At 33.0% G+C, this 26,110-nt stretch carries 20 protein-coding genes and 2 pseudogenes; 7 read left to right on the top strand and 15 right to left on the bottom strand.

Annotated elements, in window-relative coordinates; translation table 11 throughout:
* Nucleotides 1-256 precede the first annotated feature (256 nt).
* A complete protein-coding gene (locus JMM81_RS06855) occupies nucleotides 257-697 on the top strand; it encodes a hypothetical protein (protein ID WP_256240791.1) in 441 nt (146 codons plus the stop codon).
* A 1,602-nt stretch (nucleotides 698-2,299) separates the two neighbouring features.
* Here the strand turns inward: JMM81_RS06855 and JMM81_RS06850 are convergent.
* On the bottom strand, nucleotides 2,300-3,076 hold the full coding sequence (locus JMM81_RS06850; RefSeq protein WP_256240790.1) for a DUF3800 domain-containing protein: 777 nt from the start codon (nucleotides 3,074-3,076) through the stop codon (nucleotides 2,300-2,302).
* A gap of 1,215 nt (nucleotides 3,077-4,291) precedes the next feature.
* Here JMM81_RS06850 and JMM81_RS06845 point away from each other — a divergent pair.
* Both JMM81_RS06845 and JMM81_RS06840 read left to right on the top strand, forming a co-directional pair.
* Nucleotides 4,292-4,891, top strand: a complete 600-nt coding sequence (locus JMM81_RS06845; protein WP_256240789.1) for a competence protein ComK — start codon at nucleotides 4,292-4,294, stop codon at nucleotides 4,889-4,891.
* Between the two features lie 67 nt (nucleotides 4,892-4,958).
* The gene (locus tag JMM81_RS06840; protein ID WP_256240788.1) at nucleotides 4,959-5,198 is read left to right on the top strand and encodes a hypothetical protein; all 240 of its coding nucleotides are present in this window, start codon (nucleotides 4,959-4,961) and stop codon (nucleotides 5,196-5,198) included.
* A gap of 452 nt (nucleotides 5,199-5,650) precedes the next feature.
* Here JMM81_RS06840 and JMM81_RS06835 read toward each other — a convergent pair whose 3' ends face one another.
* The 5 genes and pseudogenes from JMM81_RS06835 to JMM81_RS06820 all read right to left on the bottom strand — a co-directional run bounded on the left by JMM81_RS06835 (nucleotide 5,651) and on the right by JMM81_RS06820 (nucleotide 9,290).
* A complete protein-coding gene (locus JMM81_RS06835; protein ID WP_256240787.1) occupies nucleotides 5,651-5,812 on the bottom strand; it encodes a LytR family transcriptional regulator in 162 nt (53 codons plus the stop codon).
* 263 nt (nucleotides 5,813-6,075) lie between these two features.
* Nucleotides 6,076-6,189, bottom strand: a complete 114-nt coding sequence (locus tag JMM81_RS23280) for a YwzD family small protein (RefSeq protein ID WP_483862172.1) — start codon at nucleotides 6,187-6,189, stop codon at nucleotides 6,076-6,078.
* Nucleotides 6,190-6,395: 206 nt separating this feature from the next.
* A pseudogene (locus JMM81_RS06830) lies at nucleotides 6,396-6,749 on the bottom strand (VanZ family protein).
* Nucleotides 6,750-7,068: 319 nt separating this feature from the next.
* The gene (locus JMM81_RS06825; RefSeq protein ID WP_256240786.1) at nucleotides 7,069-8,034 is read right to left on the bottom strand and encodes a tyrosine-type recombinase/integrase; all 966 of its coding nucleotides are present in this window, start codon (nucleotides 8,032-8,034) and stop codon (nucleotides 7,069-7,071) included.
* Nucleotides 8,031-9,290 (bottom strand): site-specific integrase, encoded by a 1,260-nt coding sequence (locus tag JMM81_RS06820; protein WP_256240784.1) that lies wholly within the window; start codon nucleotides 9,288-9,290, stop codon nucleotides 8,031-8,033. The genes JMM81_RS06825 and JMM81_RS06820 overlap by 4 nt, the downstream gene beginning before the upstream one ends.
* Nucleotides 9,291-9,610: 320 nt before the next feature.
* Here JMM81_RS06820 and tnpC point away from each other — a divergent pair.
* The 4 genes and pseudogenes from tnpC to JMM81_RS06795 all read left to right on the top strand — a co-directional run bounded on the left by tnpC (nucleotide 9,611) and on the right by JMM81_RS06795 (nucleotide 14,530).
* Nucleotides 9,611-11,182 (top strand): annotated as a pseudogene (gene tnpC, locus JMM81_RS06815) (IS66 family transposase).
* A 453-nt stretch (nucleotides 11,183-11,635) separates the two neighbouring features.
* Entirely contained in the window at nucleotides 11,636-13,576 is a 1,941-nt protein-coding gene (locus JMM81_RS06805; RefSeq protein WP_256240783.1) for a right-handed parallel beta-helix repeat-containing protein, read from the top strand.
* Nucleotides 13,577-13,783: 207 nt separating this feature from the next.
* Nucleotides 13,784-14,251, top strand: coding sequence for a transposase family protein (locus tag JMM81_RS06800; RefSeq protein ID WP_256240782.1), 468 nt, complete (start codon nucleotides 13,784-13,786; stop codon nucleotides 14,249-14,251).
* Between the two features lie 42 nt (nucleotides 14,252-14,293).
* Nucleotides 14,294-14,530, top strand: coding sequence for a transposase (locus JMM81_RS06795; RefSeq protein ID WP_256240781.1), 237 nt, complete (start codon nucleotides 14,294-14,296; stop codon nucleotides 14,528-14,530).
* 416 nt (nucleotides 14,531-14,946) lie between these two features.
* Here the strand turns inward: JMM81_RS06795 and JMM81_RS06790 are convergent, their stop codons facing one another.
* The 9 genes from JMM81_RS06790 to JMM81_RS06750 form a co-directional block, all read right to left on the bottom strand.
* Nucleotides 14,947-16,113, bottom strand: coding sequence for a nucleotide sugar dehydrogenase (locus JMM81_RS06790; protein WP_256240780.1), 1,167 nt, complete (start codon nucleotides 16,111-16,113; stop codon nucleotides 14,947-14,949).
* Nucleotides 16,114-16,443: 330 nt separating this feature from the next.
* Nucleotides 16,444-17,661 (bottom strand): lipopolysaccharide biosynthesis protein, encoded by a 1,218-nt coding sequence (locus tag JMM81_RS06785; protein WP_256240779.1) that lies wholly within the window; start codon nucleotides 17,659-17,661, stop codon nucleotides 16,444-16,446.
* Between the two features lie 33 nt (nucleotides 17,662-17,694).
* On the bottom strand, nucleotides 17,695-18,981 hold the full coding sequence (locus tag JMM81_RS06780; protein ID WP_256240778.1) for a hypothetical protein: 1,287 nt from the start codon (nucleotides 18,979-18,981) through the stop codon (nucleotides 17,695-17,697).
* 211 nt (nucleotides 18,982-19,192) lie between these two features.
* The gene (locus JMM81_RS06775; protein WP_256240777.1) at nucleotides 19,193-20,356 is read right to left on the bottom strand and encodes a glycosyltransferase family 4 protein; all 1,164 of its coding nucleotides are present in this window, start codon (nucleotides 20,354-20,356) and stop codon (nucleotides 19,193-19,195) included.
* Nucleotides 20,357-20,358: 2 nt separating this feature from the next.
* Entirely contained in the window at nucleotides 20,359-21,564 is a 1,206-nt protein-coding gene (locus JMM81_RS06770; protein ID WP_256240776.1) for a glycosyltransferase, read from the bottom strand.
* Nucleotides 21,564-22,691 carry a non-hydrolyzing UDP-N-acetylglucosamine 2-epimerase gene (wecB, locus tag JMM81_RS06765; RefSeq protein WP_256240775.1) on the bottom strand — a complete coding sequence of 376 codons (1,128 nt, stop codon included), beginning with the start codon at nucleotides 22,689-22,691 and terminating at the stop codon, nucleotides 21,564-21,566. The genes JMM81_RS06770 and wecB overlap by 1 nt, the downstream gene beginning before the upstream one ends.
* A gap of 3 nt (nucleotides 22,692-22,694) precedes the next feature.
* Complete coding sequence (locus JMM81_RS06760) at nucleotides 22,695-23,807, bottom strand: capsular polysaccharide biosynthesis protein CapF (RefSeq protein ID WP_256240861.1); 1,113 nt, start codon at nucleotides 23,805-23,807, stop codon at nucleotides 22,695-22,697.
* A 14-nt stretch (nucleotides 23,808-23,821) separates the two neighbouring features.
* Nucleotides 23,822-24,859, bottom strand: coding sequence for a polysaccharide biosynthesis protein (locus JMM81_RS06755; RefSeq protein ID WP_256240774.1), 1,038 nt, complete (start codon nucleotides 24,857-24,859; stop codon nucleotides 23,822-23,824).
* Complete coding sequence (locus tag JMM81_RS06750) at nucleotides 24,852-26,096, bottom strand: glycosyltransferase family 4 protein (RefSeq protein WP_256240773.1); 1,245 nt, start codon at nucleotides 26,094-26,096, stop codon at nucleotides 24,852-24,854. The genes JMM81_RS06755 and JMM81_RS06750 overlap by 8 nt, the downstream gene beginning before the upstream one ends.
* Nucleotides 26,097-26,110 lie beyond the last annotated feature (14 nt).

The raw sequence follows: 26,110 nt of genomic DNA, 5'->3' as shown, positions 1-26,110 counted from the left end.
AAGAGCATAAAAAAGTTTTGGCGTTGAAATAAAAAGGACCTGCACTTCTACCCTCACAGGTCCGTATTGATACCAATATTCTTTTGGAAATAAACTCGAATATCCACATGTGAAACATCTTTGTGAAACAAGACTTTTCGGGGCGTACCAGGCACCGATCCTATGGAAACTGCCTTTCCTCCTAATCATTATACAGAGTATTTATCCGAAGATGAGGGTTATATTTTTTTAGGAACAATTAAGGAGGTGCGTAGTTGTGAACTTTAAACAAGAAATTGAATTCTACGGTGAAGACCTTCAAGATTTTGAAATGAGTCCCTTTGAAATGATTGAGACATTCCATAGAAGAACATTATTACACCATCATTATCATGAGTTAACAGCTGAGGAAAAGGCATTACTGAAGGAGAAAGATCAGTTTCTTTTAAAAGCAGCTACTAAAGTATACGAACACTTGAAAAAAATTTACGATTTTGAAAATACGAAGCCATTGGAAGAATGGTGGTGGCATCTGGACAAAGTGGTTAACCACCAGCTCTCTGTCGATTTGGACCAAGGAATTGTAGATCAACCATCATTTCTTTCAACAACTGTAGAGTTTAAATCGAAAGAAGCCTATGATCTTTTTCTCGATTGGTCACGTGATAAGCAGATTGTTATCCAAAAAAAAAGGAATGGAGATCAAAAAATTATATAACCTTTATAAGCAAACAGACCCGTTAAGCCTTTATCTTAACGGGTCTTCTGTATATGGACGCATATGTTTTCATTTTACTGTTTTCCTTTCTTTCAGTAGAAGAGGAGAATCAATATCATTATCTCTGCAATAGCTATATTTCCCTCGAGTAATCTAATTTTTGCAAAAGAAGGTATCCTCTCCTTTTCCTTATTATGACCATCTTGTTTAATGTATTTTACGTTTGACCTACCTTCCATAATAAAACCTGAATTTATATTTGTCTGCTTTTCAGATCACACACAGGAACCCAAATTATATTCCCCCTCGGGACATACCAGGCACGAAACCCCATGGATGGTGTCATCAAAACCGTAGTGGACCCTACCCTTCCCGTGAAATATTGTTGTGAAACAAGATTTTTCGGGGCGTACCAGGCACCGATCCAAGTGGCCTATATAACAATGGCAATTGTGAAATTAAGAAGCAGGGTGGATTAGAAACAGTTGAATTAGTGTCACTTTCTGAACTTAAAACCTTCAAAAAAACTACCGAATTCCCCCAATCTGATGATTTTCTGTTTGCTGATACATATTAATTGAATTAAAGTCGATAAACAGAAGAATTGAATGGGAGAAGTAGGAGAGAGTTAGGTTGGAGTGTTACGATCGTTGTATATTCCACATATATGATAAAAATCCTGCAAGCGGATCAAAAAAACGAGAAGAAAATATCGAGTGTTTGCAATGACAAAAACTATTATTATGCCTATAAACCTTCCCTGGAACATCTTGTGAAACAAGATGTTCCAGGGGTCACTGTGGTACGAAATCTAAGCTATCATCTAGTAAATCCTTCTTTAATGGCTATGGGATATGCTTACTGACCCCATAGCCTTCTTTCGATTAACTTGCGATTTCTCCATGTTATATTTTCAGATACATTTCTCGCCTCTTCTTGAGCAATCGTACTTAAATGGTTAATAAAAGCTCACTTTTTTTCGTCCAGAGTGCTGATATTTTCTTTTTCAAAGTAGACCCCATGATTCGAGTTAGATAAAAAACTATATATAAAATTATATCTAACTAAAAAACACTATATATTGTATCTATCCTGCATTTTTTATCTTTATATAATGGTGTTTTTGCAATTTTGAACATTATGCGAGATAGATAGATAGATAGATAGATAGATAGATAGATAGATAGAAAAAGCGCAAAAAAATAGGACCACTACCTAATGAGGTAATGAGCTTTAGGAGACGTGTTTCTTCTATAATATAGAATATTAAAAAAGGACCATTCAGGTAGAATGATCCTTCCGTTTCAAAAAGATTGGATAGTGCAGGTGACCAAGGTTATTCAACCTTGCATGAAATTAATCATGAGTGCAAGTGCACTACACCCCTCAATCCTTTACTTCTATCTTTATTCAAAGATGTTGAATTTATACCTAAAAAGAAAAAAAGGGGTTGCTTAATGCAGACAACGAAAAGTGCCCCCCACCGAAGTGAGAATAACTTCTCCATGAAACTAATCATGTGTGTTTCCACAATGCCCCTCAATCCCTTTCAAAATGAATTATACTATTCTTGTTATCGTTTGTAAACAGAAAAGTACCACATTATGGCATAACTTTTATTCCAAATCTATCTTGTTTTAAGAGACCACCGTCATACCTTGTTCTTCTAAGAGTCTGGTATATATTGAAACGATGCTTCTTTTTATTCAGTGCTTTACGAGCAAAATTGTTAGGAACGAAATCCGCAATTTGAAGACCTGGGTCATTTTCTGTTTTTCCGGGAAATTCAATTTCACCTAGTCTTTTTTGCATTGCAAATGGATTTACATACATAGATCCCATTGCTTTTACATGATTGTAGTGCATCCGAACTTTTGAATCTGGATCTTCATCACGAGATTCATAAAAAACATAACCTTTTCCGTCTACTTCTGATAAATACTTGCAGTAGTTTTCCAAAATGATTTGCATTGCAATAAGATAATTATGGGTTACAATATCTTCACTAAAATGCGATTGCAAATCATCCATCTTAACTACAGCACCAATTACTTTACATGGGATAGACTTAATAATCCCATCTAAACCATTATAAAGTTGGCGAGAATAGTTCCCTCTTCTAAACCTTTGAAACTCAGTCTTAATGCTTGATATGTTATTTCTTGCATTCTGAGCTGCCCTTACATCCTTTTCATGTAAAACAATATCAGTAGGAGATTGGTAGTCACTCCATATTTGTTCTTTAAGTTGGTTTAAGCGGGGCTTTAAATGATTTTCAACATCGCTTTCTTTTATGATAATACCTGCTAGACAAAAAACACGATTTGAGCCATTATCGTGACTTTCACTTTCATCAAGATAAAGATAATACCTTTCCATTTATATTTCCTCTACTTTCTCGTACCAATTTTACATTTGTACATCACATATTAAATATAGTTTAACATAATTCTGGAATATCTTAGTGTACTATTTCTTATGGTTGATAGAATTACAATAAAGAAAACCCACTAAGTAGCAATACGGTAAACTCCATACGCTAACTCAGTGGGTTATTTTATTCTCTCTATTCACTTTTTCTTTTTACGTGGCTTGCCTTTCTTCCTCAACAGCCATGCCATCGTATCATTCCCGGTAGCTGTCAGCTGGATTCCAAACTTTAAATCATAAACAATCCTTCCATCTGGATACACGGTTCCCTTCTCAACAATCCTGCTGAAAATATCTGGCCGGAATTCAATCCGTTCCTTTTCAGGTTTAAATCCCTGAATCTCTTTTAATTCTTCGAGAAACCACGCAAGCTCTTTTTCCAGTTTAACGCTCTGCTGTTCTCAATCCTCAAATTCAAAAATCTGATTTTGCAGCAACACAATCTGATCCGTTATCTCCTTTATTTGGTTAGGATTGAGTGGGGGTATGCTTACTGACCCGGATTTTTAGAAGCCAGAACGATTGAAGAATATTGGAGGATGACAAGGATCGCTGCTTATCGAAATAATCGAGAAAAGGAAAAGGATCAAATGCTATCGACCTCAATCTAAGCCCTTAAGCAGCTAGTCAATAAACTAAAAAACAAGAAGGTTTTAAATCCAATCGCTTATTACTGCGGAATCCTAAATAAAAAGTTTACAGATCTCTATTTCGAGGAGTTATTTGAGATGGAATCTGACTTTCGACAGGAAAACGAATAAGAAATTCCCAGTAATTGAGAAATAGTCCATAATAGTATTTTAGTTCTAAAAAAGTTCAATATATAGACACTTTTATAGATCTATAATACTAGTATATGTGCTATAATTCAGATTGTGAATGTTTTAACATTAAAAGGGTATTACACGAAATGAAGAGGTTGATCGGTAAGGACAACAGATAAAAGACGCTGCTGGGAACAAACAAAACGTAATCACCTTTATGTTAATCCTTATTTTGTAACCGCTATCAATTTTCAGCTTACTATCCATATAAGTTCCAGCAATCAGCCTTGTAAGATTGTATGTCCAATTTTTATGATCTGCTATTTCCATTTCAAAAAGTGAAAATCCAACTATTTACTGGGATAAAACCTAAATTTAAAAGAAGATCGGAGATTGAAAAATGAAAATGTTAAAGACTTATCTTATCACCCCACAAACATCAGCACTTTTTTCTTACTTTCACAACGGCTATGAGTATTCACAAGTTCTAGAGCGAAAAAAGACCTTTCTTGTCAGTCAATCCCCCGAGAAGATCGTTAAAGAGTCTTTCTTTTATGCTGGACGTGACCTCAATGGAGCAACTAAATCAGCTCGTAGAATCTTAAAAAAGAGATATAAGCTTCCTATCGCATTATCCCCACAAAAGAACATTGTCTTAATCAAGTGTAAATCAACCAATCAAAAAGGAATCGTCTGGATCGTCAGCTCCCACATCGATGATATCCAGTGCTATGAAAACAGACAAACCATCGTCCATATCATAGATGGTCATTCACTTACCGTTGATATGAAAACTCATAAACTCCAAACAACACGAACTGAAGCTACGTTCTTACGTGAAACCCTGTTAGAACGAGAAAGCTTCGAAACGGAAAAAAAGATGACCTTTTTATACGAAAAAGACACCGGAATCACGCTTGTGCAGGAAGAAGGCCATTTGAACTATACCGTAAAAAGGAAAGAAGAAGAAGATATAGAAGAGTTAGAGTTAGAGAAATAACGGATCATGATCAATACTTTCATACATATAAGGCTTGTAAGCTCATCAAAAAGGGGGACATTCCGAAATGACCAACTACTTATCAAATTATGTATCAAGAGAAGTTATACAGCTAGTAAATGATGTTGGAGATGAGATCGAATTCGAAATAGTCCGTTATCATGATCACTATTCTGTAACGGCAACGATTTGTCAGGAGGAACCACCCTTTAAAGATTGCATAGCTTTTGGCAAAGATCGCTTTACGAAAAACAGAGCAATGAAAAAGGCACTAGACGATCTTTATATGCAAGCTTATCCCAATTGACATGCTAAACTAATACATATCTAGTGTAGGACGACAATAAAAGCAGTGAGGGGAGACAAACCTATTCGTTTCCCCTCACTGCTTTTATTCCTTTATTTTCATAAAACAACGTCTTCTATCAAATACCACTACCTAATTCTACAAATTTCGACACAAATCAGGTGGTCACAGTGGTTGACCAAAGAAACTAATTTCTGCAGCAAAAGAGGCAACGATTCCTGAAATCAAAAGCTTTATAAAGCATTTATATAGTAATCTTCAAGCCATTCTCTCATCTATTCACCGGGGCGTGCCTGGCACCAATCCTCGAGCTAATTCCCTATGATAAGTTGCTTTGATCATGAGCTTACTTCATGAACTTACTTCGCAATATATCGGGTGGTCACAGTGATGCAGACTAAATTATCACTTTTACTTTTATGATCGATCTCTTGTAAAAACTTCAATAAAAACTAAAGCTCACTTTGTTGCTTTAACAATTGTTGTTTACGCTTATTTATATACTTATTAAGGATTCTCTGTATTTCCTCTAATTTATCAATCGAATGAATATCTTGCAGAATATATCTCACCGTCTTCTTTAAAGACTTAGGTAATTGATCAAAAATATTCAATAGCTAACTCCTCCTATACGATACTTTATTATAAAATGAAAACTCCCTACTATTAAACAGGTATTTCCTGTAACTATAATAGAATTTATGTTCTTATATTTTTTAAAAATGGTAAAGGGATCTGTTGTTGTATGTTCATTTTCTGTGCTGTTAAACACGGTGGAGGAATTAAGATTTGAAGAAAAGGAATCAGAAATAGGATCTCCTAATTCCTTCTAAGCATAACACCTATTTACTACAATCATTATACAGAGATATTAAATTTACTTATCAGAACTCTTTAACATAGACTTTAGTTTAATAGATAGATCCTTTACTAATTGTTCTACCGTCATGCCTTGTTCTTTCTCTCCTTTTTCATAGGCTTCAGAGAGAATTTCAAGAAAAGAATAGTTTTATATCCATCTCCTTTCTGTTCATTTACTTGGTCCTGCTTATTTAAAAAGCAAAAGAATACAAAAACACACCCAAGCTACATAGCTCAATGGGTGTTTCTACTTTTCATTATCATGCTAATAATCAAATACACGCCAACACCAATACTCGCCCCAGCACTATCAATGAGCACATCATTAAGCTGAGCTCATTTGCCAGAAACAACTACCTGATGAATTTCATCAGATACAGCATAAAGAACACAAATTAATAAAAACAGTCCTACAACACTTCAATAACCATGTATTTCACTTCTCCTCAAAGTGTTTATCATAAGTAAACCAAGCAACAAATAAGTAAAGAAATGTGCATTCTTCCTTACAATGTGATTGAAGCTTCCTATATCAAACCCCTTATTAGTATTAACTTTTTCAACCGATTTAACAATAACCTCTGCTATTCCTGTACTCAGCTCATTGGATTCTGTAGCTGGTTGATGGGATAGATAAAAGATTACCATCATCCAAAGAATAACAGCTACCCAAGAAAAAATTTTATACATTTATTAGTTCCTTTTATTTAATCTTATAATAAAGTGATGCCACCGAACTCCTTTTTTCTATTCATTCGTGAAACCTATTGTGAAACAAGATTTTTCGGGCCGTGCCTGGCACCAAATCTAAATAACACCGATGTCTTGAAAAGTTTTAACCTCAATCTTTATCAGTGGAATTTCAAGCTGATTGATAGAGTAATCTAAGAGCAAATTCAAAGAATCCTTGTTAGACTGTATTGTATTTTCACTAAGATTTCTATGTCTTGGCATGAATTCAGTCAGATATTTCCGCACATATTCAAAAAACTTCATAGAAGCACCTCTATTAATCATACGATACCTCCGGTATTAAAGAATTGAATTTATTCCAATCAAAATTTCTGTTCTTTCTCAAATTTTCCGGAAGCAGATGGATGTAGTAGTAAGTGCTTTGAAATTCAACATGTCCCATAAATGAACTAAGATATGGTAAAAGTGCGGTTACATCCTCTCCTGCATCGAACCATTTCATTATGATTCTGGTAGCATAATTATGGCGGAAATCATATACCCTTGGAGATGTTCCTGTTTTTTTATCGAGTCCTGCCTCTTTCCAATATTTTTTGAGTTGGTTTGATATCCATCTTCTCCTATGGCTGTCTTTTACTGACATATGGAAAAACCATTGTCTGTTAGGATATAGTTTATCGGCTAGCTTATCATATTTCCTACATAATTCATTTAAACTTTCCGTCATACTAATCAGACGATCCCTTTTAGTCTTTGAATTGTGAATAAAAATAGTTCCAGTATCTAGATTGATATCAGATCTCCTAAGATCCCGGAGTTCATTAGGACGAAGTCCGCACCCGTAAGCCACCCTAAAAAATACCGGTACTGTATATTCGGTAAACGGTGTACGGTTATTAGGTTTAATATTATCTATGGTGCGGAAGAAAGTTATTACTTCCTCATCAGCAAATATATACGGTGTATAGGGTTCATAGCTTCCAATTAAATCAGAAGGTATTATATATGATTCCTTTCCAGAAAAGTTCATGTACTTTCCTAACTGCCGAATTGTAATCAGCCTGTGCTTATGCATGTTTACACTTTCTGTTTCCCTTCTCATAGCCCATTCCATAACCAGTTCTTTTGTTAAAGTATCCATATTAGGGTATTTCAATGAGCAGAACTGATCAAAGTCGTAAAGTTCAGAAGAATAGGAATAACGGTTATAGCCCATAGATTCCCTGAACTTAAACATATTTGTAATTACAGTAGAAAACTTACTTGTATATTCATAATTCATGATAATCCCTCTTTTAAGACAGGAATATCATCCAAACCAAGGCAGCATTTCCTCATATTTTCTATATTATATGATAGATAGCTTTTAGTAGATTCTGTATTTGTATGACCTAGAAACTCAGCTATGACAGGCAGTGGAGTATATTCTTGGGACATCCACGAACCCACGCTCCTTCGTAATGCATGAAACGACTTGCCAGTGTTCTCGAAATTTTCTCCCATCTTGGTAAGATATCTTTTCAACATGGTATTACCAGACGAATGCCCTTCGAGCCTTGTGTAGGGAGGGAGATTTCTCAGGAATATCCAGTCTTCATCAACATTTGGTCTACCATTCAATATATAATCTGCCAATGCATTGCCGGCAAAAACGCTCAACGGCAATACCAAGGTATTTCCTGTTTTCACTTGTTTCAACTTTATATCATTATTAATCCAGTCTATATCACGTAACTTTAGATTGTAGATATCAGAGGACCGTAGTCCTGTGTAAACAGCAAGAGTAATAATAGCATAGTCACGTTTACCATTTCTGGTTGAAGTATCAATCGATGCGAGTATGTTGGAAATCTCGTCTTGCGAAAAATGTGGGAGTACTGGTTTTCGCCTTCCCGCCGGTTTTAGCATCTCGAAATCCATTTTTAGGTTTATATGTCCTTCTGCATTTAGAAAAGCAAACAATCTTTTTAGCATCAGTATATCCTTATCAATACTATCTTTTTTATTTTTAGCATCAGATAAAAATTCCTCTATACAGGTACGATTAATATCTGTAATATTTAAAACTCTATTTTCCTCCAAATATAACCAAAACTGTCTACTGTTTAACTCATACCTCATTAATGATCGGTGTGACATATGATTTGATAGACCCTGTAAAAATTCTTTGTGAAGCATTTTATAGCATTTAGGAATATACTTATCGTATTTTCTGTGTCTACCTCTGCGTACTAACATACCGAATTGATATAACTCTTCACATAAATCCACTGTATTTTGCATATACAGAAACCGGTCCTGTGATAGTTCACGGACATCAAATCTGGCTTTTTGTATATTAAGCCAATCATATAGTTTTTCTGATGAATACATTTCCTCTTCATCAAGTAATCGTATACTACCTGAGAATGCCCTTCTTATCATTAAAATTCTGTTATAAATAGTACTAGGATAATAATTAAGCTTTTTCATTTCATCCTCAAATAGCGTAATAAAATCACCTATTGAAATTTTGTTTTGGGGATTATAAATATCCATTTAAAATTACCTCTCTTCCAATGTGATTTTCAGGATAATCCTGATACCATACATTTTCCTAAAGAGGTATTTAATATTTATTATTCCGATCAATCTCAACATCATTATTAATAAATGTGTTAGCAGGGAATCAAAAGTCGGAATATTTTTTTAGTCGGAATAAGGCTCCTTGAAGGGTTATCGATCCAGCAGCCAAAGGCGATTCAACGATCATCAAAAGGGGTGTTCTAAATTCGTTAAGCCACTAATTTTATCTTTATTCCGTTGTTCGAACTAGTTATAATAAAAAGAACGAAACCGAACGAAAAGTGGTGAATGATGTGGCGAACGCTTCTTCTATGAATGAAAATCAAAACGAGAAATTAATTCGGCTACTCGAAGAGCAATTGGCTCATTCGAATCAACAAAACAAAAACTTATCAAAACAGATTGAAGCGTTAACCGATCAAGTACGCCATTTAACTAAGCTTTTATATGGATCAAAAACTGAAAAAACGAAATATAACGCACCAGAAGGACAAGGTTCATTATTTGATGATGACCCGTCTTTTAGCGAATCTGAGCACACAGAAGAACAAAGCCAACAGAAAATTTCTTACACTGTTGTACGAACTATTCAAAAGAAAAAACGAAATGATTCATTACGTGACGATATTGAAATAGAAGCAATTCACTATTATCCGGAAAATACGCTATGTGAATGTTGCCAAGGACAAATGATTGAAATTGGCAGTACAATCGTACGTGAAGAGGCCGAATTTATTCCTGCAAAAATGAAGAAAGTTCAACACATTGAACACGCTCTTGAATGTAAAAATTGCAAAAGCGATGCATTTCAAAAAGCACAAATTAAACGAGGTAAAGCACCACAACCTCCTATTCAACGTAGCATCGCAAGTCCTAGCGTACTTGCCAAAGTAATGTATGATAAACTTTCACAATACCTTCCACTTTACCGTCAGGTTAAGGAATGGGATCGTTATGGCCTGAATACCAATGATAAGAACCTTTCGAATTGGGTCATTCGTGCATCACACGATTGGCTATTGCCTATTTACGAACGAATGAAGCATTTGATGATGGCTAAATCGCTTTTACATGTCGACGAAACATATGGACAAATTATCAACCGATCCGATGGGAAATCCGGTCAAACCAATGCCTATAATTGGGTATATCGAAGTGTGCCAAGCCAAGGGCCCATAATGACGCTCTTTCAAAGCTCATTATCACGGGCTCGATCTGTCCTTGAAAGTTTCATAGAAGGCTTTTCTGGTACGATTGTTTGTGATGGCTATTCTGCCTATGATAAGTTGGAAGGTGTTACCTTCGCAAATTGTTGGGCGCATGTTCGTCGTTATTGGCTGAAAGCAGACAGCAAAAATGGGAGAATAGGTGTGAGCTATTGTGACGATTTATATCGACTTGAAAGGAAATTTAAACATTTGTCTCCGAGTAAACGAAGAAAAAAACGTCAAAAATACTCGAAGCCAATTGTAGATAAATTCCTTTAATGGGTTGAAACATCACCATTCTACGGAAAAAATGCCCTTGCGAAAGCAGCTGAATACACATTGAACAGGACAAATGGACTCAAAACATTCTTGAATGATGGGCGCATTGAAATTGATAATAATCCAGCCGAAAATGCCATCCGTCCCAACGTTCTAGGAAGAAAAAATTGGCTTTTTAGTGTTAGTGAAGCCGGTGCAAAAGCGAACGCCATTTGTTTGAGTATTGCAGAAACAGCCAAAAGTAACGGCGTTGATTTCTACGAATACATAAAGAAACTTTTCACGGATCTACCGAATCTCAGCATACATCAAAATCCTGAAATTTTAAATCAATACATGCCCTGGTCAAAAAAGATTCAGCTGGAATGTAGCAAATAAATGAAAATAGCCGTATTTTCGATTAAAAAAATCAGGAAATACGGCTATTTGTGATGCGTACCGGAAAGGTGCGCTTTTTTATAATTCGGGCTTACGTTTGATTTTAGCTATTATACTAATAAAAATCTATTAAAAATACAAACGGAGAACCACTCATTTACTCAACTGATTGGCCCTCCTGTTTTCTTTTTATACGGCTTTCAGTACTAGAGGGACGGCTCCACTTTCCCTCATTATGCTACAATATCAACATAGTTTGGGTAGTCAAATAATGTTCGAGAAATATAATTTCAATATCTATAGGTAGAACTAATTGGCTAGTAGTAGTATAATTTATATATATAAGAAAATTGTTCCTTTATTTTGGGTGCTAGATTGTAGTGACTTCTTTATACCCAATTGGACGACTTTTTGTTTTTTATGCCCTCAAAGGCTATGTAGGAGGAATATTCTTTGAAACGAAGAAATTTTTTACGAAATTTTTTTCTTGTTATTTTCGCTTTCACTTTTGGCTATACAGTTAAAAGAGAAGCTAACAATATGGTATTACAACGAATCGATTCAGGGTCGGTCACTGAACAAATTAAGTTTTTAAACGAACAGTTGGCGGATATTTCAATAAACGTAAAATCAAAAGGTGTAAAAGGTGATGGAATAACAGATGATACAGAGGCAATACAATCTGTTTTAGATTTAGCAAAATCTTTAGAAAGTGCAACAATATATTTACCGAAATCAACCTATATAGTAAGTACGTTGTCTCTTTCGTCAGCTAATAACATTAGGATTGTTTCCAATGGTGCAACGATTAAACAAAATAACTCATCAGAAGATGGCCTTATCTCAATATCATCATGTAATAACATTGAGATAAGTGGACTAAAATTAGAGGGCACAAACACAGCAATTAAAACTAAAACAGGCTATGAATATCATGGAATACGCATAAACAATTGTAATTTTATTACTATTCAGGATTGTGAAATTTACAATATGTCAAGTGGTGGCATTTTAGCAACTGACTCAAGTTATGTAAAAGTGATGAATAATTACTTACACGGAAACTTAGATATGTTTGATATTGCCTATGGTTATGCAGTCCCTAATGTTTCCTTAGAAGGTTTCTGGGCAGATAAAAACATTTGCCATAGTGCTAACAGATATGGGATTTATGTACAAGGATATGGAAAAAATATCAATATTACTGATAATCACATTAAAGATAAACACGAATACGGTATTTTAATTTATAGAATGGATTCGGTAAAAATTGGCGGGAATGTTTGGGAGAATGTTATCATTACGGATAATATTATTGAAAATATATCCGATAACCCTGATACTTCATTAACATATAGAAGTGGTATGGGTATTTATTTACAAACTGCTACAAAAGTTGTATGTAATAATAATGTTCTAAGAAATGTTCTTCAAAACAGAAAAGAAACACCTATTAACAGAACACTAGCACCAGGAGCAATTTCGATCGGTGGTAGTAGAGAGGTTACATGTGTAGGTAATTTGATTGATGGCAGTGGAGTAGATGGTATTGATATTGTCAACGTTGAATTTGAAAGCAAAGGGACAACGGTTGCTGACAATACTATTATTGGAATAAAGCAAGTAGGTATTTACTTAAATGGTGGTAATAATGTTGGAATTACAGGAAATGTAATAAACGGTGATAATGGAAAAACAGGAATTATAGCTAGTTCTGTTACTGCTATCAATAGTACACAGATAGTCATTTCAAACAACAATATTACCAAAGGATTTAATACTGGCATTACGATTGTTAAAGGTAGTGGTACTGTTATAAATGATGTAATTGTTACAAACAACTTAATTACTGATGTACTTTATCAGTTTATTAATGCGAGCGATACAAACGATTTAATAATAGCTAATAACCTTTTAAAAGCATTAACAAAAAGTCCTAACACTACTTCATACGGTATTGTATCAAGTGTTTGTACGAATGTTAATATTAATGGAAATGTCCTAGTTGGTACAGATACCTATAAGATAGGCAGAGGTATTGGTGTAACGAATTCCACCAATGGGTTGATTACTAATAATATTATTAATAAATGTGCTGATACTTTTTATGCACTTTATACAGATGGAAATACAGATGTATTTATTTACAGTAATAAAACAGATCGTCAACAGCTACCAATGTTTGGTGAACATTTAATCGGAAATGATACTGGTAGTGATACCGCTATTAAGGTTATGTATCAAACGACTATTCCTAATGAGTCAGTCGGTTATTGCGCTGTTGGTTCAATATGCCATAACCTATCCCCAGTTGCAGGTGGTAGTGCAGGTTGGATATGTGTATCTAGCGGGACTCCGGGAACGTGGAAAACATTTGGAACAATACAAGCATAATTCACTTTTGGAAGAAACAGTGGCATACCTAAATGTTACTTTTACTAATATACTCTCCTTCTATTCTAGATTTCTAGATTGTGATTGTATGACACAAATTTATTTTTCCAGTTTGTAACCGTCAAGTAGAAATGGTTCTTACGGGAACTTGGGGAGAGACTAATTTTATATTAGACTGATATAATAAAAAGAAAAGGAGTAATTAACATGATCTCCATTTCTTGGTCTCCCCCAGATCCTAATTTTGAACTGCTACATGTTTCTGCCTCTAATGACTCTTTACTTCTAACAGTGAAGAGCATACAGACTTCTTCATCTTGTCCCGTATGCTCAAAGCTAAGTTCTCGTATACACAGCCAATATACACGTAAAGTTCAAGATCTTCCTATTAGTGATAAATCTGTTGGACTGTTAATCCTGACAAAAAGATGGTTTTGTGATCAACCAGATTGCCAAGTTAAAATCTTTACAGAGCGATATGATTGGCTTACATCAAATGGCCGACGTACTGCAAGGACGGAAGAAGTTCTTCGTAAGATAGCTTTTTCAACTAGTTGCCTTTCAGCTGAAAAAGTGGCCAGATCAGCACATATCCCGGTTAGCCACGATACATTATTAGCTTTAGTTCAGCATACTGATATTGAATTGGGGGTATCTCCCTTTTGTGGGTCTTGATGACTTTGCATTTTCTAAAGGTCATACCTACGGCACACTCATTTGCGATCTTCAATTTTACAATGGTTAAAAAAACAACTATCCAGTAAGAAAAATCCCTTTTACTATTATGCTTTTAGACTTCGAAGTGATTTTCAGGCTGTAAAAAATGCATTGATATTGCCATACAGTAATGGCCTGCTTGAAGGACAAGTTAATCGACTAAAGACAATAAAACGGATAACTTATGGTCGCTCTGGATTGAAATTATTAGAAAAGAGAGTTCTATATAGATTGTAATTATTATATTAAAAAAGTAACGATCAGACTAATTACTAGTACATAAATCTTTTCATCAAAATAGCGTAAGAACCATTTCTACTTGACGGTTACAACCAGAACCTGTTCGAGTAGCTGACATTCGAAAAAAACAGAAAAGACATCCAAATCATAAAGAACCATTCTGTAAAGTCCTATTATCGAATAAACTATATCTCTTTATTGACGGTTACATCAAGATTTAACGTATGAAGAAAGATAGGGGATAATGAGAAGAACAAAAAGGATCCAGAGCCTTTCAACTTTGAACCCTCAGTAAAATCCGAATTTATATTGTCTGCTTTTGAGATCACAACGCACTAGTGACCACAATTGCCAATTAATAGTATATCCATCAGACATATTGTATCTCTATTTTTTAACCCATATATACGATATTAATCCCTACTAAACAAATCCCTTGTATACACCTTATCTTCTACTTCTCTTAAATCATCTGATAATCGATTTGCCACGATCACATCTGAAACTTTCTTAAACTCTTCAAAGTCATTAATTACTCTAGAATTATAGAATTTCTCTTCATGGAGTGCTGGCTCATATACAACAACTTCAATACCCTTCGCTTTAATACGCTTCATAACTCCTTGAATGGCTGATTGTCTAAAGTTATCAGAGTTCATTTTCATGGTAAGCCTATAAATACCTACTATCTGAGGATTCCTTTTTATTATCATTTCGGCAATATGATCTTTTCTCGTTCTGTTTGTATCAACAATTGCTGTCATAATATTATTAGGGACATCCGCATAATTGGCTAATAATTGCTTCGTATCTTTAGGCAGACAGTAGCCACCATATCCAAAAGAAGGATTATTGTAATGATTACCTATTCGTGGATCAAGCCCAACTCCATCGATTATTTGTTTAGCATCTAATCCTCTTACCTCTGCGTACGAATCTAACTCATTGAAAAAGGCGACTCTCATCGCTAGATAAGTATTAGCAAATAGTTTAATAGCTTCCGCTTCTGTTGAATTCGTAAACAAAACATCTATACTTTCTTTTAAAGCACCTTCTACTAATAAATTTGCAAATACTCTAGCTCTATCTGATTGCTCACCAACAACAATTCTTGAAGGATACAAGTTATCATAAAGTGCTTTTCCTTCTCTTAAAAACTCTGGTGAAAAAATAATATTATCTGTTTCAAACTTCTCCCTTACCTTCCCTGTATAACCAACCGGAACTGTTGATTTAATCACCATTATAGCTTCTGGATTAATAGATAAAACATTGGCAATCACAGCTTCAACTGTTCTTGTATTAAAATAGTTTTTTTCCGGATCATAGTTTGTTGGAGTCGAAATGATGACATATTCTGCATCCTTAAATGCTTTATAATTATCCGTAGTTGCAGTTAAATTTAGTTCTTTTGCTGCTAAGAACTCTTCAATCTCATTATCTGTAATAGGAGATTTTCTATTATTAATCATATCTACTTTTTCTTGAATAATATCAAGCGCTATTACCTCATTATGTTGGGCTAGTAAGATTGCATTAGATAGGCCCACATAACCAGTTCCTGCAATTGTAATTTTCATTTGATTCTTCCCTCTTCCAGTCTAAAACTTAAACTTATAATATTCTTTAAGGCATTTTACAAACTAACAATCAATCCCTACTTTCCTACTGGAACTTAATTTGAAATCAATTTATTTGTTGAAAATTAATTATTTATACAGAATACCCTAACATCCTATCGTTTCAATTCCATATTAAACTTCCTTTAATCTCATAACAAAGGAGCTCTTTAGAGATTTTCACTGTAGAATTCCATTCCTAAAAAACTTGTTCATCCAACATAATATAAAAAAGTCTGGTAGTGACGGTAGCCCAGTGAAACCATTTGTGTAACAAATTTTTTTGGGTGGTCAAATTTTATGATTAGCATCTACTCTATATAAAGTTACTATTACAACAAATACCATCAGTAAAATTCTAAATAAATTTGCTATTAAAATAGCATAACAAAAACCAATAAGTTCATAATGGATCATCCCAAAGTAACCTAATACTAAGTATAGCAGAAAGTATATACTTTGAATTATAAGTTGCCATTTTGCATCACAGTATCTTAATAAAGATGGCTGGATTGTATTTCCTAAAATAAAGAGAATAGCAGCTAGATTAGCAACATAAAAATAGGGCAATGCACTATTAATAACTGTGGGATAAAGGACTCCTGTTATAGGAATTCCTATTAAAAGTACTATCATATATATAAAAAAAGAAAACAAGGTAAAAATACCTGTACGTTTGCAAAATTGCCTAATTGTCATTTGTCCTTCTTTTATATAGTACGTAAGTAAAACTCCTGCAATTGGATTCAGTATAATTCCAGCCGTTTTCCCTAAAAACGATGCAACAGTATACATAGAAACTTGTTCAGCTCCTAAAAATGGATAAATATAAAAACGATCCATATACATCATTATATTAGTTAAAACTGCAGCAAGCATGATGAGACTGAATTTATTTAAACTTCTTTTAAAAAGAGATGTGATTTGAAATTTATCATGGACAATCTTTGAAGAATAATAAATATATATACATGCAAATAGTTCTCCAAAAATAAAAATAAATACCCATAAATCAGTATATTTTGTAATAATTATCCCAACTATATATCCTAAGAATCCCCAAATATTTGAGTAGAGTATTTTTTTATAATTTATTATTATTCTAAAGCTAGCAGAGTAATAAGAACGAAATAATATTAATATTGTTATAATAATACAACCAATAACAGTTATATCAATCCTTTTTAATAAAATAATTGATAAACCGCCTGTAATAAAAGCTCCAACTAATAAAACTCCTAAAAATATAGGATTATAATCTCCGTTTATTCCTTTCTTATCATACTCTGACTGAAGTAATATTCTAGTATTATTCAAAGAATTCCCAATAGAAACTCCTACAGCATTGACAATACCCATAAAAGTCAATATTAATCCATATTCCGAAATTGTAAATTTTAAAGCCAAATAGGGGTAAGCTAAGATTTGTACTGCAAGTGTTAGAATTAAAGAAGCAATAATATTTAATAGAGAATCCTTAAAAATACCTTTTCTAAAAGAAAACTGCATACTTTAACCTCATTTATAAACTTAATAGAGTACCTAATGATGAATATTCGAGTTTTCTTTACCTATACTAGAATTAAAGAAAAGGAGTAAAATAATCATTAAGCCTATTCCGCCCGTAAGAAATGCTGTAAGAAGGGAATTGTCATTTATTACAAACATCATGTAACTGAAAGAGGCTACTACGAGGTAGGTAGGTACTCTCCTTGTTAGCGAGTCAATCATATAGAGAATAAGTGCGAATAAAACAGCAAAAAAAGCCATAGTGATGAATCCACCATTTGAGTATGCATCTGAGAATATTCCAGTATTAGAGTTTGAAACTACATCTTGATAATACATGGCAATCACAAATGGAACAGGCTGGTCAAATGGGCTCTCAATAGAAAAGATTTTCCCAATAATCCCGTCTGCAAAAAGCATCTTATCTCTATCTACAAAAAATTCATAATACTGGTATTGTATTTGAGCTGGTACAAAAATCATTCTAAAAGGAATACTATTCAAAAGAGTGTTTGAAATATTAAAAACATCTAAAATATAGGACACTATAACTATTCCAGTAAAACTGAAGGTGAAATCACGCTCAAATTTATTTCTTTTCATAACGATCGCAACCATGATTAACATACCTATAGAAAACAAATATGCTTTAAAACCAAAACTTAAATATAATAGTAATTGAAGAACTAACACAAATAGTAGTTTCCATTTCTTTTTTCTATAAAGAAAATATGCGAAAAAGAATGGGCAAAGTACTTTTGCACTCCAGTTTAATAAATATCCCAATATTCCAGAAAAACTAGCTTCAGAACGAATTTTATAAATTGAACTAAGGTCTAGTGCGCGTAAATCTATACCACCTCGTTGAATTATCATGAATACCGTAATTAATATATATATTATAAAAATAATATTTAATAACATATTTGGAGATTTAATTTCTTCAACAATATTTACTGGTTTTAGTTTTAAAAATAAAGCTACAATTAAAGAAGATAAAACTATAAAAGTCGTGTATACTAGACTTTGATTATTCAACCAATAATAGGACAGTGTCGGGATTACTAAAAATAATATGAATATTAAATATAAATATGTTGATGGCCTTGACTTGTCTTTTGGAAAAAGCATTATTATTATAATTAAATATAATAACGATATCCAAAAACCCACAATATTTATATCCAGGGTCAAACCTGTATAATTATATACTGGAGAGATCCTAAAAATATAAACAAATTCTATTACAATTTTATAAATTAATATATATATAAATAATGTGTAACCACTTATTTTACTTTCATTAAATCTTTTTAACATTTGAAATTCTGTTCCTCCCTTCTTATAAGCTTTTCACTACTGTTCAAATTGATTCATGTATATTTGATAAGAGGAACTTATTAAATAAAGTCGAACTAATATTAAATCTATCTCATTAAAACTCTTACTAGAAAGTCTTTTACATTTGAGTATACTTCCATACCTTATCCAACTTTTTAATTACAATCTATATAGACAATCAAAGTATACTCTATTTGTCTTGCAAGCTTTGTTTTGCAATATTTTCATATGAAAATCTATTCATTCCAAAGACTTCTGCACTTTTTTTCATACTAATATACAATGATCGATCATTAAGAATTTCATTAATGCTTTTTTTTATTTCATCTACAGAATCATTATATAAAAATTTACAATTCCCACCAACATCAACATGAGTAGTCCCTTTCCAATATTTAAATATACATGGTAGGCCTGTTCCAACTGCTTGTTCCCATAAAACTGAGTGTCTTCCTGAAAATACTGCTAAATCTGCTGAAGAAAAATATTTATAACTGTCATCTGTAGAAATCCATCCAGTATAAATTATTTTTTCACCATCAATTAAAGTATTAAATTCATCATTCATCTCATTAGATACAGAACCGAAAATAATAAGTTTAACATTGCTTTTTTCAATTTCCTTTACTGCTTTCATTAAAAGTAACGTTTGCTTTTTAGCTGTATCAATCTTTCCACCAGTAATTATTAAAAAATCATCTGGTTTTATTAAAAATTTCTCCCTTATTTCATTATTAGTTGTATTTCTATTACTATCATTAACTTTTTCATCATCTGCACCTAAAACTAACAATTCAATTTTTTTTTCAGGTAGTTTATAAACATCTTTTAGAAAGTTGACTCTTGCAGGTAAAACACCATAAAATTTACTCGTATATGGTTCAATTATCTCTCCACAACGTTTCCAAATAATACCGTGTAGGATTTTTTTCGAAAGCCAATTTGTTGCACTGTTAGAAAAATCAGCATGATTATCTACGTAAACTTTTATAGTTGAATTTTGTTTTAAATACTTAACAACATCTTTGATATCCAAAAATTGCACACCATGAACAAATAAAATATCAGGTTCTTCCTTACATATTGTTTCATATAAATTTTTATATCTCTTAAATTTTGATTGTACGGTTGAACCATATTTTGATTCAAGTCTAATAGTTTTTATACCATATTCATTATAGTATGTGGACCTTCTGTCAATATCTAAATTTCCTTTTTCATTCCATATATATTGTGATGTAATAACACTAACCTCATATCCAATTTTTTTGTGATACTTTGGAAGCAAATTATCCTGATAAGACCAATTATCTGTTACAGGCCCACAAAGGCATATATGTGTAATTTTTTTCATGCTTAATCAACTACCTCATTGTATAAATTTATATAATCTCCAAATCTATCATGTTTGCTATATAAACGTCTTGTACGTTCTAAACACCTATTAGAATAATTTAATTTGCCTTTATCCTTCACTAATTTAATTCTCTCAATTAATTCATCTAAATTACCTTTTCCAACTATAAAACCACAATCTTCATCAACAGTTTCAATACTACCACCAGTATTAAAGGTAATAACAGGAGTTCCACAGGCAAGTGCTTCAACATTTACTAACCCCATTACCTCCTCTACAGTAGGATTCACAAAAACATCTACTAATGAATATATTTCTGCCAACTCTTTAGTACTATCCGTTCGAGTTATACCAATAATATTACTAGGTAAATTATTTACTTGTTTTTCTGTCAACCCTACTAAGACTATTACTTCATCATCTGGTATTCTTGATGATAAATCTAAAAAATACTTATAGCCCTTTCTCATTCCCCAATTAGTTGCAACACCTAGAATAATGAACTTGTTTTGTAATCCAAATTCCTCTCTAAAGTTACTATTAGTTGGTTTAAAAACGTCAAGATCAATTCCGTTATTTATTACTTTCACTGGGTACTCTTCTAAAAATGATTCTTTTACTAAATTTGCAAGCCATTTTGAAGGAGTGACTATAGTCATGTTTTTAAGTCCAGTAAATAGTTCTTTTTTATTTAAAAAATTCTTTTTTGAGTTATCTAATAATGCACTTGCTGGATATTGACTTTTTTGCGGACAATTATAACACCCCGTTTTCCATTTTTCACAACCAACATAATCAAAATGTGAACAATGACCTGTAAACGCCCAACAATCATGTAAAGTCCATATTACTGGTTTATTGACTTTCCTTAAATAAGCAAATAATAATTCTATATTTATATAATACCCATGAATATTATGCAAATGTATGATATCAGGGTTTAACTCATCAATTTTATTAATAAAATCCATTGTTGCTTTTCCAGATCCGAATCCATGTCTATCTAGGAGTCTAGATTTTGCTACATGAATGTAGTTGTCCATATTACTGCCAATTTTTATAACTGTATCACATTCTCTTGCTGTACCTCTTCCATAGGCTATATATCCTTCATGTCCCTCGCTCTTAAGAATCTTATCTATATCTGTGGCAATTCTTCCTGTACTGCCAACGCCACAAACAGAGTTTATTTGTAAAACTCTCACTAACGTTTCCCCCATACAACTCTGTTAACATAATCTGTATATGATAAAATAATTCTTAATACTTTATCCGATACATTAGGTATACTATAGTCTCCAACAACCCTTAATGTAGCTTTCTCTTGTGTTTCTAGAATTTCTAGCCCCTGTAATATTCTTTCTTTCTTTAAACCAACCATCATCGCTGATGCTTCCTCCATCGCTTCTGGTCTTTCGTGAGCTTGTCTTATATTTAGAGCTTTAAATCCTAGAATTGATGATTCTTCGCTTATCGTTCCACTATCACTAAGTACGGCTTTTGCTTTAACTTGTAGTTTTACATAATCATTAAATCCTAAAGGTTTCATTGTTTTCACCAAAGGGTTAAACTCTATTCCTTTAGCATTAATCATATTTCTAGTTCTGGGATGGGTACTTACAATTACAGGCATATTGTATTTTTTAGCAACCGCATTTAAACTATCAACTAAATCTAGGAAATTGGTTTCCGAATTGATATTTTCTTCTCGGTGAGCTGATACTACAAAATATTTTCCTTCTTCAAGTTCCAATCTCTCTAATACATCTGATTTCTCAATGTCATCTTTTCTAGAATTGAGGACTTCAAACATTGGGCTTCCTGTTTTAATAATTCTATCTGCCGGCAGCCCTTCTCTTAACAAATATTCTCTTGCAATATCACTATAAGTTAAATTAATATCAGCTGTATGATCAACAATTTTTCTGTTGGTTTCTTCTGGTACTCTTTGATCAAAACATCTATTGCCTGCTTCCATATGAAAAATAGGAATATGCCCTCTCTTAGCTGCGATAGCACATAAACAGCTATTAGTATCTCCAAGCACCAAAAAGGCATCTGGTTTTACTTCTTCCATAATAGGGTCTATTTTAACTAAGATATTACCAATGGTTTCTACTGCAGTTCCAGTAGCTGCGTTAAGAAAGTAATCTGGTTTCTTTAAATTAAAGTCTTTAAAAAACACTTCATTTAATTCATAATCATAATTCTGACCCGTATGAACAAGAACATGTTCCACAGACTCTGATTCTTCTAATTTATTAATAACTGCTGACAATCTTATAATCTCTGGTCTGGTACCAACGACTGTCATAACTTTTAATTTTCTCATAAATTATACCTCCAAGAAATAAGTATCAGGCTTTTCTGGATCAAAACATTCATTTGCCCACATTACTGTTACAAGATCATTCTCTCCTACATTTACAATGGAGTGTGTATATCCAGTAGGTATATCTACAACCTGTAACTTTTCTCCACTTACTCTATATTCAATAATTTCTTCAGTATCTATCTTTCTAAATCGAATTAAACCTTCTCCGCTCACTACTAAGAACTTTTCATTTTTAGTGTGGTGCCAATGGTTCCCTTTTGTGATCCTGGGTTTTGATACATTTACAGAAACTTGCCCTCTTTCAGGCGTCCTCATAAATTCTGTAAAAGACCCTCTATGATCACAATTCATTTTAAGATCATAAGAAAACTGATCTTCCGGTAAAAAGCTTAAATACGTACTATAAAGCTTTTTAGTTAAAGTATCTTCCATATTAGGAATACTTAAATTTATTCTGCTTTCTTTGAAGCTTTTTATAAGGTCAGCTAATTTTCCAAGTTTAATTGTATGTGATACAGGTACAACACAATAGTCATCCTCCTGCATAGTCGGATTACCCTCTAGAGCTCTTAAGAACTCCTCTAATAAATCATCTATATAACAAAGGTTAAGTTCTGCATCAGGATTGTTAATCTGTATATCTAAGTCTCTAGCTATATTATGACAGTAAGTAGCCACCACTGTATTATAGTTAGGTTTGCTCCACTTTCCAAATAAGTTTGGTAGTCTATACACATAAACTTTTACATCAGTTTCTTTATAATAGTTGAATAATAAATCCTCTCCTGCCTTTTTACTTCTCCCGTAAGGATTATCCTTTTCTGCTTGAATAGAGGAAGTAACAAGAACAGGGGCTTTATTACCATGTTTCTTTAACAGTTCTAGTAATTGAGAGGTTAAACCAAAATTGCCTTCCATAAATTCATTTTCATCTTTCGGTCTGTTTACCCCAGCTAAATGAAATACAAAGTCACATTCTTTTGTATACTTTTCAAGAAGTGAAGGATCACTTTCTCTAGTAAACTCAAGGATATCATTATACCCTTTATTTTTAAGCTCAGCTATAAGGTTTTTTCCTACAAAACCTTTCGCTCCTGTAACAAGAATATTCATCATCCAATTCCCCTTTAGTTCATTACGTGAATCTTTTTATTCCATTCCTTAAGCTCTTTTTGAACATAATCTAGCTCAAGTAATTTCTCTTTAATTTCTTCAACTGTTAGGATTTGTGTATTATCCGAATTATATTCTTCTATGGTAGTAAGCTTTTGATCTCCCTCTGCAAAATACTTATCATAGTTAAGATCTCTTTGATCCGCAGGAACTCTATAGAATTCACCTAAGTCTTCTGCACCTACATATTCTTCCTTAGTAAGAAGAGTTTCATAACGTTTTTCTCCATGACGTGTTCCAATAATTTTAATTTCATTATCTGCATTAAATAATTCCTTTACAGCTTGAGCAAGGTCGCCAATTGTACTAGCCGGAGATTTTTGAACCATGACATCTCCTGCCTCAGCATTGTGAAAAGCAAATACGACTAGCTCAACTGCCTCTTCTAAACTCATAAGAAATCTTGTCATATTTGGATCAGTTACTGTTAGAGGTTGTCCCCCTTTAATCTGGTCAATAAATAGTGGAATAACCGATCCACGTGAGGCCATCACATTACCATATCTTGTACCACAAATAAGTGTTCTATCTGGATCAACAGTTTTAGATTTAGCAACAAAAACCTTTTCCATCATTGCTTTTGAAATTCCCATTGCATTGATTGGATATGCTGCCTTATCAGTTGAGAGACAAATTACTTTTTCTACTCCATAATCAATAGCAGCTGTTAATACATTATCAGTACCCAATATATTCGTTTTGACCGCTTCTAAAGGAAAGAATTCACAAGATGGTACTTGTTTTAATGCAGCTGCATGGAAAATGTAATCTACTCCGTGCATAGCGTTTTTAACACTTGCTAAATCCCTTACATCTCCAAGATAAAATTTAAGTTTATCATTTTTATAAAGCTTTCTCATATCTTCTTGTTTTTTTTCATCACGTGAGAAAATTCGAACTTCTTTTATATCAGTATCTAGAAATCTCTTCATAACTGCATTACCAAAGGAACCTGTGCCACCTGTAATTAATAGTGTCTTATTTTTAAACAATTTGTTTCGCCTCCAAATTTAAGTTATCTCTAAAGTTTACATCCATTCTGTTCAATAGTTCTTCTTTATTAAAGTTTTTATCATAGTAACTTCTAGAATTAAAACCTAATTGTTTTAATTCTTTACTAGATTTAGAAGATAGTTCAATAATAATCTCAGAAAGTTTTTGTGCATCACCAGCAGGACTAGATAAACCTGCATTTGACTCTTTTATTATTTGATTTGTTTCACCTTCAGCAGAAGCAATAATTGGAATTCCACATGCCATATAAGATTGGAGTTTTGCAGGGATTGTCATTGCAAATAATGGACCATCTGTTAAGCATAAAAAAGCAGAATCGCAAGCAGCCATAAATTCTGGAATCCTGTTTGCAGGCTGTTTTGGAATAAAATTAAACATATCCTGTACATTATTTGAATTAACCATTTCAACTAAAGTTTCCTTATATCTTCCATCTCCAACTATATTAAAGCGAATATTTCTATTTAGTTGCTTCTCTTTTATTAGTACAGCTACTTTCGGTAAAATATCTAAACCTTGTGCATTACCAATATTACCAGCAAATACGATATTAAAAGCATCATCATTTGGAATTTCTTTAATACACTTTTTCTCTAATGGTATATAAAAGTCTTCAGCATATTGCGGCCAATATTCTATTACTTCTCTCGGCACATTACGATTTTCTATTGAATCTACAAAACTATTTGAAGTTGCAAAAATTTTAGTACACCGTGCATAGATATAATCAACCATTTTGCCAATAGCACCAATAATATGTTTATTAGTTATCCCTGTTATTATTTCAACATTTTCAGGCCAAAGATCTTGCACGTATAAATAACACGGAATACTTCTTTTTTTCGCATACCATACACCCGGTAAGGCTTGTGTCATTGGCGATACTTCAAAGATAAAAACATAATCAGCTTTTATTTTCGTAAATAGGTTCCAAAAGAAACCAGAAGCTACAAAAGATAAATAGTTTAAAGCAAGCATTATTGAATTATTCCCTCTTGGAATAAGAGGAATTCTAATAATCTCTATACCTTTATACATTTCTTTTCTTTTCTTAAACAGTCCATACCCATCGTAATAATTACCCTGTGGGTAATTTGGAATTCCTGTTATAACTGTTACTTTATATCCCCTTTTAACCCATTCAGTACAAATATCATTAATGCGGAATTGCTCAGGGTAAAAGTATTGCGCTATAACTAAAATGTGTTTTTTCAACTCCATTGCCTCCT

Source organism: Bacillus sp. V3B, from assembly GCF_024494465.1.
GTDB lineage: Bacteria > Bacillota > Bacilli > Bacillales > Cytobacillaceae > Bacillus_BD.
This window is presented reverse-complemented; position numbering and strand designations above follow the sequence as displayed.